This is a genomic window from Hyunsoonleella pacifica (genome assembly GCF_004310335.1).
In the GTDB taxonomy this organism is placed as follows: Bacteria; Bacteroidota; Bacteroidia; order Flavobacteriales; family Flavobacteriaceae; genus Jejuia; species Jejuia pacifica.
Genome location: NZ_SIRS01000001.1, coordinates 776,756 through 788,490 on the forward strand (window position 1 = coordinate 776,756; position 11,735 = coordinate 788,490).

14 protein-coding genes are annotated in these 11,735 nt (G+C 31.5%); 6 read left to right on the plus strand and 8 right to left on the minus strand.

The features are described from left to right. The first annotated feature begins 39 nt into the window (after positions 1-39). Positions 40-480, plus strand: a complete 441-nt coding sequence (gene mscL, locus EYD46_RS03005) for a large conductance mechanosensitive channel protein MscL (protein WP_130935565.1) — start codon at positions 40-42, stop codon at positions 478-480. A 1-nt stretch (position 481) separates the two neighbouring features. Here the strand turns inward: mscL and kbl are convergent, their stop codons facing one another. Together kbl and EYD46_RS03015 are read right to left on the minus strand one after the other, a co-directional pair. Next, positions 482-1,669 (minus strand): glycine C-acetyltransferase, encoded by a 1,188-nt coding sequence (gene kbl, locus EYD46_RS03010; protein ID WP_130935566.1) that lies wholly within the window; start codon positions 1,667-1,669, stop codon positions 482-484. Between the two features lie 3 nt (positions 1,670-1,672). Then, a complete protein-coding gene (locus tag EYD46_RS03015; protein WP_130935567.1) occupies positions 1,673-2,626 on the minus strand; it encodes an NAD-dependent epimerase/dehydratase family protein in 954 nt (317 codons plus the stop codon). Between the two features lie 168 nt (positions 2,627-2,794). Here EYD46_RS03015 and EYD46_RS03020 point away from each other — a divergent pair, with 168 nt between their 5' ends. Continuing rightward, positions 2,795-3,256, plus strand: a complete 462-nt coding sequence (locus tag EYD46_RS03020) for an Lrp/AsnC family transcriptional regulator (RefSeq protein ID WP_130935568.1) — start codon at positions 2,795-2,797, stop codon at positions 3,254-3,256. 13 nt (positions 3,257-3,269) lie between these two features. On the opposite strand, the gene EYD46_RS03025 is transcribed toward EYD46_RS03020, so the two are convergent. Further along, positions 3,270-3,929, minus strand: a complete 660-nt coding sequence (locus EYD46_RS03025) for an HAD family hydrolase (protein ID WP_130935569.1) — start codon at positions 3,927-3,929, stop codon at positions 3,270-3,272. A 191-nt stretch (positions 3,930-4,120) separates the two neighbouring features. Between EYD46_RS03025 and EYD46_RS03030 the strand changes: the two genes are divergently transcribed. Beyond that, complete coding sequence (locus EYD46_RS03030; protein WP_130935570.1) at positions 4,121-5,527, plus strand: MATE family efflux transporter; 1,407 nt, start codon at positions 4,121-4,123, stop codon at positions 5,525-5,527. A gap of 3 nt (positions 5,528-5,530) precedes the next feature. Then, on the plus strand, positions 5,531-6,316 hold the full coding sequence (locus EYD46_RS03035) for an ABC transporter substrate-binding protein (protein ID WP_130935571.1): 786 nt from the start codon (positions 5,531-5,533) through the stop codon (positions 6,314-6,316). Here the strand turns inward: EYD46_RS03035 and EYD46_RS17675 are convergent. Both EYD46_RS17675 and EYD46_RS03040 read right to left on the minus strand, forming a co-directional pair. Continuing rightward, positions 6,291-6,437, minus strand: coding sequence for a hypothetical protein (locus tag EYD46_RS17675; RefSeq protein WP_165454323.1), 147 nt, complete (start codon positions 6,435-6,437; stop codon positions 6,291-6,293). The two genes, EYD46_RS03035 and EYD46_RS17675, sit on opposite strands and share 26 nt — an antisense overlap. Positions 6,438-6,511: 74 nt before the next feature. Beyond that, complete coding sequence (locus EYD46_RS03040; RefSeq protein WP_130935572.1) at positions 6,512-6,709, minus strand: Lacal_2735 family protein; 198 nt, start codon at positions 6,707-6,709, stop codon at positions 6,512-6,514. A 140-nt stretch (positions 6,710-6,849) separates the two neighbouring features. Here EYD46_RS03040 and EYD46_RS03045 point away from each other — a divergent pair, with 140 nt between their 5' ends. Next, positions 6,850-7,350, plus strand: coding sequence for a hypothetical protein (locus EYD46_RS03045; RefSeq protein WP_130935573.1), 501 nt, complete (start codon positions 6,850-6,852; stop codon positions 7,348-7,350). Positions 7,351-7,383: 33 nt separating this feature from the next. Here EYD46_RS03045 and EYD46_RS03050 read toward each other — a convergent pair whose 3' ends face one another. Continuing rightward, positions 7,384-8,091, minus strand: coding sequence for a DUF4197 domain-containing protein (locus tag EYD46_RS03050; RefSeq protein ID WP_130935574.1), 708 nt, complete (start codon positions 8,089-8,091; stop codon positions 7,384-7,386). Positions 8,092-8,359: 268 nt separating this feature from the next. Between EYD46_RS03050 and EYD46_RS03055 the strand changes: the two genes are divergently transcribed. Further along, positions 8,360-9,475: a TlpA family protein disulfide reductase gene (locus EYD46_RS03055; protein WP_165454324.1), complete on the plus strand. Its 1,116-nt coding sequence runs from the start codon at positions 8,360-8,362 to the stop codon at positions 9,473-9,475. 34 nt (positions 9,476-9,509) lie between these two features. On the opposite strand, the gene EYD46_RS03060 is transcribed toward EYD46_RS03055, so the two are convergent. Continuing rightward, entirely contained in the window at positions 9,510-10,607 is a 1,098-nt protein-coding gene (locus tag EYD46_RS03060) for an OmpA family protein (RefSeq protein WP_130935576.1), read from the minus strand. A gap of 151 nt (positions 10,608-10,758) precedes the next feature. Further along, the gene (gene purU, locus EYD46_RS03065; protein WP_130935577.1) at positions 10,759-11,613 is read right to left on the minus strand and encodes a formyltetrahydrofolate deformylase; all 855 of its coding nucleotides are present in this window, start codon (positions 11,611-11,613) and stop codon (positions 10,759-10,761) included. Positions 11,614-11,735 lie beyond the last annotated feature (122 nt).

The following is an 11,735-nucleotide window of genomic DNA, read 5'->3' on the forward strand; positions in this document are numbered from 1 at the left end:
TTTTAATCTTCTAATTTTGCTATTCTAAATTAGAAGTATATGAAACTATTTAAAGAATTCAAGGAGTTTGCCGTAAAAGGCAATATGATGGATATGGCAATTGGTATCATTATTGGTGCTGCGTTTAACAAAGTGATAGATGTTTTAGTAAAGCAAGTTATGTTACCACCACTGTCGTTAATGACTGATGGTGTTAATTTTCAAAACAAGAGAATCATTTTGAAAGATGCTGTGTTAAATACAGATGGCAATATCCTAACTAATGAAGTGGCTATTGGTTACGGTGCTTTAGCTGAAGCATTTTTAGATTTTTTTATTATTGGTTTAACCGTATTTATAGTTGTTAAGTTTATGAATCAACTTAAAAAGAAGGCACAAGACACTACAGATGAAACTGTTGTGACACCTAAAGATATTGAACTCTTAGACAAACTTACTAAGTTGATGGAAGAGCAGAATACGCTATTAAAATCTAAGTAGGTTAAATTACTTCTAATCGTTTTCCGATTTTTACAAAGGCATCAATAGCTTTTTGAATGTGTTCTGTTTTATGGGCAGCAGATATTTGTACCCGTATTCTAGCTTTTTCTTTTGGAACAACTGGATAGAAGAACCCAATAACATAAATACCTTCTTCTAAAAGCATTCTTGCAAAAGCTTGTGCTAAATTAGCATCATATAGCATGATTGGTACTATTGGGTGTACTCCAGGAATGATATCAAACCCAGCTTTTGTCATCTCTGTTCTAAAAAGAGCGGTGTTTGCTTCTAATTTATCTCTTAACGATGTATCGTTGGATATAATATCAAACACCTTTAATGTTGCACCAACAATAGCAGGAGCTAACGTGTTAGAAAATAAATAGGGTCTGGAATGTTGTCTTAGTAAATCCACAATTTCTTTTCTAGCTGCTGTAAATCCACCAGAGGCACCACCTAAAGCTTTGCCATAGGTTCCAGTAATGATATCTACACGATCCATTACATTATGATATTCGTGAACACCTCTACCTGTTTTTCCAATAAAGCCAGTAGAATGGCATTCGTCAATCATTACCAAAGCTTCGTATTTGTCAGCTAAATCACAAATTTTGTTTAAAGGTGCAATTTTTCCATCCATAGAAAACGATCCGTCAGAAACTATTAATTTCCTTCTGGCTGAAGACGCAGCTTTAAGTTGCATTTCTAAGTCTTCCATATCACAGTTCCTATATCTAAAACGTTGGGCTTTACATAAACGCACACCATCAATAATTGAGGCGTGGTTTAATTCATCTGAAATAATCGCATCCTCCTTTGATAACAATGGCTCAAATAAACCACCGTTGGCATCAAAAGCAGCAGCATACAAAATACAATCTTCCATTCCTAAAAACTCTGCTGTTTTTAGTTCTAATTCCTTGTGGATATCCTGAGTACCGCAAATAAAACGAACAGAAGACAATCCAAAACCATGAGTTTTTAAGGTTTCAATCCCAGCTTGAATTATGGTTTCATTTGATGATAATCCTAAATAGTTATTGGCACAGAAGTTTAAAACATCTGGATTAGATTGCGTATCAATTTCTGCTCCCTGTTTAGAGGTAATAATGCGTTCATTTTTGTATAATCCACTTTCTTTTATAGCATCTAGATCCTCCTGAAATTGTTTTTTTATAGCTCCGTACATGACTTATGCGTTTTCTGTTTTATATTTTACTTTTAAGTGTTTAACCATGTCTTTCGTCATAGCGTGTAAGTCGTAATTTGGTTTCCAACCCCAATCTAATCTTGCTTCATTATCATTAATAGAATTGGGCCAAGAGTCTGCAATATTCTGTCTAAAATCTGGTTTATAAACCATTTTGAAATTAGGAAATAATAGAGATATAGCCAGTTGCAACTCTTCAGGGTTAAAACTCATACTTGAGATATTGTACGACGTTCTTGTTTTTATCTTTTCAATGGGAGCTTCCATTAACTCTATTGTAGCTCTTATTGCATCATCCATATAAATCATTGGTAATGCTGAGGATTTATTTAAGAAACAAATAAAATCTTCTTCTTTTACAGCGTAGTGATAAGCATCCACAGCATAATCTGTAGTGCCACCACCGGGGGAAGTTTGATGTCCGATAACTCCAGGGTATCGAAGTGAGCGCACATCTAAACCATATGTTTCATAATAGTAATTAGCCCAGTGTTCTCCAGAAGCTTTACTCATACCATAAACAGTAGTTGGTACTAAGAAAAAATTTTGAGGAGTATCATTTTTTGGCGCATTTTCGCCATAAACAGCTATAGAGCTTGGATAAAACACTTTATTTACTTGATTTAATCTAGCGGCTTCTAAAACATTCAAAAACGTTTGATTGTTTATGTCCCACGTACGTAAAGGTTGTTGTTCTCCTTTAGCAGATAAAATTGCTGCCATATGATATACTTGGGTTATATCATATTCTTCAATCACATGCTGTATACTATTAAAATCAGTAGCATCAAGAAATTCAAATTTGCCTTTAAAATTCTCATTAAACTTAATATCTGTAGCAATTACATTATCATAACCATATTTGGTTTGAAGTGCTTGTGTTAATACAGATCCTAATTGCCCATTGGCTCCTATTATTAGAATTTTTTCTTTCATTTCAGTAAATTTGAATCAGTACTAAATTAATATTTACAGTCTCATATTGGTTAAAAAATTTGTTAATTCAATTAATTTAAGTGTTTTATTCTGTTTTTATTTATATTTAAATATATTTTTACTTTTACTGTAGTGGTTTTAATTAATTAAGAAGTAATTTTCACTGGCATGGAACGATTGGATGATATAGATCTTAACATATTGCGTATTCTTCAGCAAGATTCTAAAAAAACAACTAAAGAGATAGCGGAACAATTACATTTAACTGCATCTCCTGTTTATGAGCGTATTAGAAGATTAGAGAAGAGAGGGTATATAAAAAAGTATGTAGCTTTAATTAATAAAAAGTTAGTTGATTGCCCAGTTACTGCTATTTGTATGGTATCCTTACGCTATCATGACGAAGGCTTTATTGATAAATTTGATACACAGATTAAAGCATTGCCAGAAGTACAAGAGTGTTATCATATGGCTGGAAAGGTCGACTTCTTTTTAAAAATAAATCTTGGTAGTCTTGAAGAATACCATGAGTTTGTTAGGTTGAAACTTTCTAAAATTGAAAATATTGGTATTCTAGAAAGTTATTTTGTTCTCAAAGAAATTAAGGCGACTACAGAATATCACTTTTAATGGAGAATAGGGGTTATTGAAAATCCATTTTTATTTTTTCAAAGTAAATATCTTCAAAATTAGATATCACTTTATCTGCTTTGGAATAATCCTGATTTTTAGAATGAAAACTGTCATAGCCAATACAATATATTCCTGCTGATTTGGCAGCTTTAATACCATTGGTAGAATCTTCAATAACCAAACATTCTGCTTTTTTAAAACCAGTAGTTTCGGCAGCCTTTTCAAAAATTTCAGGATGTGGTTTAGATTGTTTTAAGTCGGCACCGCTCAATTTATTCTTAAAGTATTGGTTTAGATTAAAGCGCTCAAATATCATATTTATACCACTCATAGAAGCAGAAGAACCTAAAACTAAGGTTAATCCATTTTCATAATAATTTTTTATAAGACCTAGAACACCTTCAATTAAATCTAAATCAGAATCGGTATCAAAGAATTGTTTATAATGTTTGCGTTTTAAAGCAACTAAAGCTTCAGGAGTTGTATTTAAGTTAAAATGGTCACAAAGCTTTTTACAAATATTTATTGTGGATTGTCCTGTGAAGGATTCATACAATTCAGTAGAAACTTCAATTCCAACTTCTTTAAACATATTATGATAGGCTTTTCGGTGCATAGGTTCACTATCTATTATCACACCATCCATATCAAAAATTACAGCTTTAAGCATCAATTTTTTTTGCGAATATATGTTAACCTTAAATAACCTCCTAGAAAAATCATTTTGCAGATTAAAATTAATTTGACATCTTTGTGACTGATGATTGTATAAGCTCACTTCCGGTATATGTCGAGGCTCTCTCGAATTTGTAAAGCCAAATATTTAATATTTGGTATTGTTTCTATTATAATATTATCACAATGCAATCAAATAAAATTACTTTAAAACAATTTATAAATTATTTTAAAATTGCTGTAACAGGCAAAGAACAAGAATTTACCTCTGGAAGTATAAGGAGAGCTGTTTTTATGCTTTCAATCCCTATGATTTTGGAGATGCTAATGGAATCCATTTTTGCTTTAGTAGACATTATGTATGTGTCTAAAGTAAGTGTAAATGCTGTAGCTACTATTGGGTTAACAGAGTCTGTAATAACTTTAGTTTATGCCGTAGCTATTGGATTAAGTATGGCAGCAACCGCTATTGTGGCTAGAAGAGTAGGAGAGAAGGATATAAAAGGTGCTTCTAGTGCTGCGGTACAAGTTATTTTTCTTGGTATTGCAGTAGCAGTTATTATTAGTGTAATTGGAATTTTATATCCAAAAGAAATTCTTGGACTTATGGGAGGTGAACCGGATTTAATAGAAGAAGGTTATGGGTATACTAAGATACTTTTGGGCGGAAACATTACCATAATGTTACTGTTTTTAATCAATGCTATTTTTAGAGGAGCTGGTAATGCTTCGGTAGCCATGTGGACCTTGGTTTTATCCAATGGTTTAAATATCATCTTAGATCCTATTTTTATTTTTGGATTAGGACCAGTTCCTGCTTATGGAGTAGAAGGTGCTGCAATTGCTACTACTATTGGAAGGGGTACGGCTGTTATTTTTCAGTTAGCGGTTTTATTCTTTGGCTTTAGTAAAATAAAGATTGGTATAAAGGATTTAGTTTTACAAATAAGTATAATGCTTAATCTTATAAAAGTATCCTTAGGTGGCATAGGACAGTTTTTAATTGGTACATCTTCTTGGGTATTCTTAATGCGTATTATGAGTGAATTTGGCAGTGAAGTATTGGCAGGTTACACTATAGCTATACGGGTAATGATGTTTACCTTAATGCCAGCTTGGGGAATGAGTAATGCTGCAGCTACTTTAGTGGGACAAAACTTAGGGGCAGGAAAACCAGATAGGGCAGAACAATCTGTTTGGAAAACTGGCAAGTATTGTGCCATTTTTATGGGGATTGTATCTATTGTGTATTTGGTTTTTGCACCACACATTATTATACTGTTTAATGAAACATTTAATGTTGTAAAATATGGTAGTTTGTGTCTTCGTGTTTTGGCAGCAGGTTATATTTTTTATGCGTATGGTATGGTGGTTGTAAATGCATTTAATGGTGCTGGAGATACAAAGACGCCTACATATATTAACTTTTTCTGTTTTTGGTTGTTACAATTGCCTTTTGCCTATGTAATGGCAATTACTTTGAATTTTGGGCCACAGGGTGTATTTTTGGCTATTACTTTGGCAGAAGTACTTATTGCTGTTGTAGCTATCATTTGGTTTAAAAAAGGCAAATGGAAAAAGGTTCAAGTTTAGCACATGAGTCTTGAAATTACAGATCAATTACAAAGAACAATTCGTTTTGAAAATACACCAAAGCGAATTGTGTCTTTAGTGCCCAGTCAAACTGAGTTATTATGTGATTTAGGCTTGGAAGATAATTTGGTTGGTGTTACTAAGTTTTGTGTGCACCCTAATCATATAAAATCTACTTCTAAGGTTGTTGGTGGTACAAAGCGAATCCATATTAAAAAGATTACAGCACTGCAACCAGATATCATTTTATGTAATAAAGAAGAAAATACTAAAGCTATAGTTGAGGCTTGTGCTACTATTGCACCTATTCATATATCTGATATATGTACTTTGAATGATAGTTTAATACTTATAAAGCAATATGGTAAGATTTTTGAAAAACAAGGCACTGCAACAAAACTAATTGAAACTATAAAACGTGAAGCCGATATTTTTCAGAACTATATAAAAAACAAGCGGTCTTATAAAACAGCTTATTTTATTTGGATGTTGCCTTGGATGATGGCAGGAAAAAACACATTTATTGATTTCTTACTGCACCTTAACAGGTTTGAAAATATTACTCATAAAGCACGTTATCCTGAGGTTAATTTAAATGTAAATAAAGAAGTAGAATTGGTATTACTTTCAAGTGAACCCTTTCCATTTAAAGAAAAACATAAAAAAGAGTTACAAAAGTTTTATCCAAAAGCGAAAGTGCTTTTGGTAGATGGAGAGATGTTCTCTTGGTATGGTTCGCGATTAACTAAAGCATTTGCTTACTTTAGATTGCTCCACGAACATCTTTAGAAAATTCTACTTTACTGATATCATCAACAAAGTTTTTAATTCTACTTTCTAACTCCTTAACACTAACAAATTTGCTAGCGTCTGGTTTAATTTTCCCGACTTTACAAAAATGTGGACTCATAATACTTGTTTTAAGTAAATTACGAGGATGTATGTGATTTGGACGTAATGAGAACGTTAAAGAAAAGCTAAACTTTACACAGCAGCTGGTTGATGCTCTCTATGTAGATAGTTTAGTTTATTGATTTTATTGAGAAGTTTAATAGCCTTGTATTCAGAGAAATCACTTAAAGGCGCATCAGTTTGTCTTAAGTTATATGCCCTTTCTACAAGCGCCTTATATTTTTTAGTTAGTTCAATTTGGTTTTGCTCAATGGACTTCACGTTATTCATATCGAAGTATTTTTGAGAAATGGTTTTTTAGTTAGAAAGACTTTAATTAGTTACTCCTATTGGTAATGTTGTGTTAATATTTGTGCAACAAAAACCAAACTTCTTTAAATTTAATGAATTAATTTGAAATACAGTTAGTTATGCGTCTATTTATTTTATGCTTTTTTGTTTTCTCTTTTGTTATTAAGGCTCAAGAAAAAAAATGCAATTGTTGTACAGAAAAACATTCAGAGTTTGATTTCTGGAAAGGTACTTGGACGGTTACAAAACCTGATGGCTCGATAGCTGGAACAAATATCATTGATAAAATCCAAAACAATTGTATTTTAAGAGAGAATTGGACTAGTGCTAAAGGTAATTTTACAGGAACTAGTACTAATTTTTATAATTATGCTAAAAAACAATGGGAACAAATTTGGGTAGATAACCAAGGTAGTAGCCTACATTTAAAAGGTAATCGTATTGATAATAGAATGATTTTAAAGACTGATGTAGCTCAAAATAAAGAAGGTAATCCTTATTATCATAAAGTAACTTGGACTTTAAATGAAGACGGTACCGTTCGGCAATACTGGGAAACTATTACCAATGATAAAGATATTACAGTTGTATTTGATGGTTTGTATAAAAAAACCGAATAAGGAATTATTCGGCTTAAAATATATCAAAAAGTTTTATTTATCTTGAAGTGCAAATACGCGTTTCAATAAATCTGTTGTTCTAGAGCCTATTTTGTTACGTATGTCTTTCTCTTCAATTGCAATCATAGTGTAAACGCCTTTAAGCGCTTCAGTTGTTACATAATCAGTCAAATCAGGATTCACATCATTTGTAAAAGGTAAAGTATTGTATTTGTTAATTAAATTCTTCCAAATATCATCAGCACCCACTTTAGAAAATGAATTTTTGATTACGGGATTAAACTTTGTATAAAGTGCAGATTGCGTTTTTGATGTTAAATATTGTGTAGCGGCATCATCATTACCCAATAAAATGTTTTTAGCATTTGCAAACGTGATACCTTTAACGGCATCAACAAAAATTGGGGTTGCTTCCTTAACAGCATCTTCAGCTGCTCTATTCAATACTTTTAAACCTTCATCTGCAAGTTTATTTAAACCTATATCTCGAAGCGCCTTATCAACTTTTCTTAATTCTTCAGGTAAAAGAATTTTAACAAGTTCGTTTCTAAAAAAGCCATCTTTTTGTGTGAGTTTGGTAACTTGTTTATCAATTCCAAAATCAAGAGCTTGGCGTAATCCAGAAGCTATTTCAGTATTAGTTATACCACCACCTTGCGGTAATTGGTCAATAACACCTTGTAATTCAGCACAAGCTACAAGATTTAAAATAAGAAAGACTGAAAGTATTTTGCGTATCATGATATTTGGGTTTTATTTTCAAAAATAGTGAATACTAAAAAAATAAGACACTCAAATATTACTATTTGAATGCCTTTTTTATTCCAACCAGATTAATCCCTCAATCAACCAGATTTTTATTCTTATTTATAAGACACATTACTATTTAAAAAGTCACATGATTTCAAAAAATTTTATATTTTGCAAATAATTCCAACCAAATACAATTCTAGCATAATACTTGTTATTACTGATATAGAAACTAATTATAATGTATTTGAAATTTAAAATGAAAAGGTATATACCTTTAATTCTATTGTTTATTGTCCCATTTTTTTGTTTGGGGCAAATTAAAATCTCTGAAAATATTCGAGAATCTGCATTGACTAAAAGTGATGAGAACGCACTTTATTTCGTAGATTTTTGGGCTACTTGGTGTGGTCCTTGTATACACGCATCAAAATATTTAACGTCTTTACAACGACAATATCCTGATAAATTTCACATTATGTCTTTGAGTAAGGAAAACCCAGATATTGTTAAACGTTTTATGCAGAAACATGCTTTGGAATTGGCTGTAGCCATTGATTATAATGGCGAAACTTTTTCAAAATATAATATTGCTAGTTTGCCCTATGGTATTTTGCTTAATGCTAATGGGGAAAAGCTTTGGGAAGGGCATCCTGCTGAATTTAAAACGTATCACTTAGATGGCTATTTAAGCACTAATAAAAAAACGATTAGTGTAAATAAAATGTATCAACTACAATCCTTTAAACCTATTGCTATTGCAAAATCTAAAGATTTTAAAGGCAATTTTGACATCTCTAAACTAAAAGAACCGATTACAAGTATACGCGTAGAGAAAAAACCAAATTATCTGGAACTTTCAGGAAGTTTACAGGATATTTTGGCGTACACTAATAATGCTTTTGTTGGGCAAATTAAAGGGGATTCAGATTTAGAGACGTATTATCGTGTTAGATTTAAATATGAAACAGAAGCTTTTAATAATAAGACTAAAGAAATTTTAAATCGTTTGAAATTATCGCAAAATGAAACCAATGTAAGTGGAGAGGTTTTATTTTTTGATATTAAAGATTCTAATTTTTGGGATATTAATCAAATAGACTGGGGAATTGATACGCCAAACTTTTTAATTGGGGACTCCGATATTAAAGCTGATAATGTTTCTTTAAACCAGATAAATTATCAAATAGCAAATTTGATTCATATACCTATAGTAACGAATAATGCTAAAATAGCTAAAGAGTTACACGATTGGGATATACACTATAAGTATTTTGAGTTGATGACGTCTAGTCTTAATAATACTTATGGTATTAAAGTAGAGAAACGTATTGGAGAATATCCAAACTATATTATAACAAAAAAGACGCCGTAATTGGCGTCTTTTTCTGTGTTAATTGAAACTTATTTTAGTTACCAATTACTCTAAACTCAGTTCTTCTATTTTTTCTATGCTCTCCTTCAGAACAGTCTACACCATTAGAACAACGATTTACTAATCTAGATTCTCCATATCCTTTTGCAGATAATCTACTTCTAGAAATACCTTTTGATACTAAGTAGTTTACAACAGAGTTAGCACGTTGTTGAGATAAAGACATATTGAAATCATCATTACCTCTAGAATCTGTATGAGACATTAATTCAATACTTACAGGCTTACTATTTAATAGTGGTAGTAAAGTTTCATCAATAATCTTTTTAGAAGCAGGCGTGATACGAGCACTACCTAATTCGTAGAAAATTGGTAATACGTTAGCATTCAATAACCCACAATCTACTTCTTCCCAAGTAGTTAAACCACCTTTTTTAGCTAATACAGTTCTTGTAACAGTTTTTGATTGTGCAGGAACAGTAACGCTTCTTGTGGTAGCTGGAGTTGCTAATACTTGACGCTTAATTGTTTTGTACTCAGCAGGAATTTCAATTTCATCCATTCTTGCAGGCGTTTTAACAACACGTTTTTTGTAAGTAGCACCCCTTTCTGGTACAGGAATATTACTAGTACCAGCATCATTAGATAATGTAGTAAAACTTACATCTCTAAACTGTGCAGGATATTCTACAAAACACGCAACCATACAATCTTCTTTGTTAGGAGAGTCACAAGCAGTTTCTCTGTATTCCCAACCAGAAGTTTTTGGATAGGTTTCAAAAGTTCTTGAATCTGATCCAAAACTTGCAGGAATTACATTTAAGTCTGTTCTACCTTCTTTACTAACGTAAGGTACTTCAATAGTTTCATAGGTAGCAGGAACATAAACAAATTTCTTAGAAGCTTCTTTAACAAGTACACGCTCTTCAACAGTTCTGTAAGTAGCAGGAACAACTTCTAATTTAGTATACGCAGGATAGGTTTGTAGAGTTTCTTCAACTGTTTTAAACTCATCTTTTGTAATACATTTAACGTAACACTTCCCTGGATCTGGATTAGCAGGTAAGTTTTGTGCTTGGGACATTCCGAAGCCTAATAAAAAAGTTAGGCATAAAATAAAATTTGATTTCATAAAAATTAAGAAATTAGTTAATGGTTATTTTCTATTCAATTATTATGACACCAAGATATTAATTAAGTCACAATTAACATTTGTTAATTTTAACAAATGTTAATTTTTGTTTGTAACTAATTGATTTTTATTATTTTATTTAATAAAATGATTAAGAAAAAATAACAGTCTTGTTATTATATACCATTACCTTTCTTTCAGAGTGAAGTTTAATAGCGTTAGCTAAAACAATTTTTTCTAAGTCACGTCCTTTAGCAATTAAATCTTTTATTGTGTAGGCATGTGTTACTCTAGCTACATCTTGTTCTATAATAGGACCAGCATCTAACTCTTCAGTTATATAATGACTCGTAGCACCTATGATTTTTACACCTCGTTTGTAGGCAGAGTGATAAGGTTTAGCACCAACAAACGCGGGTAAAAATGAATGATGAATATTGATTATTTTATTAGTATACCTATCAATTAATTCAGGTGATACAATTTGCATATATCTAGCTAGTACAATAAAATCAATATTATGCTCCTGTAATAATTTCAATTGTTCACGTTCAGCTTCTATTTTAGTGTCTTTTGTTACCGGAATGTGATAATATGGAATTTTAAAGCTATCAGCAATTGGTTTTAAATCGTTATGGTTACTAATGATAAAAGGTATTTCAAGGTTGAGTTCTCCAGAATTATAACGTCCAAGAATGTCATATAAGCAATGATCGTATTTAGACACAAATAATGCCATTTTTGGTCTTTTATCTGAGGAGTAAATACGCCATTTCATTTGAAGGCCATCGGCTAGTTCAGTTTTAAAACAATCTTTAAAGACATTAGTTGAAAAACTATCATCTAAAAACTCACTTTCTAATCTCATGAAAAAAATATCCTGTTGTCTATCGACGTGTTGATCTAAATACACAATGTTACCATTCTTTTTGGCAATAAAATTAGTAACCGTTGCGATAATGTTAGAACGGTCCTTACAATGTATCAAGATGGTAATTTTCTTCATAAGTTAATCTTTAAGGTCTCAAAAATAAATAAAAACCGTTTCAAGCTTGTTTATCTTGTAAATTTTGCAAAATAACTTTAAAATTTAATATTTTTTTGAATTATTCGTAAATTGCGAACGAT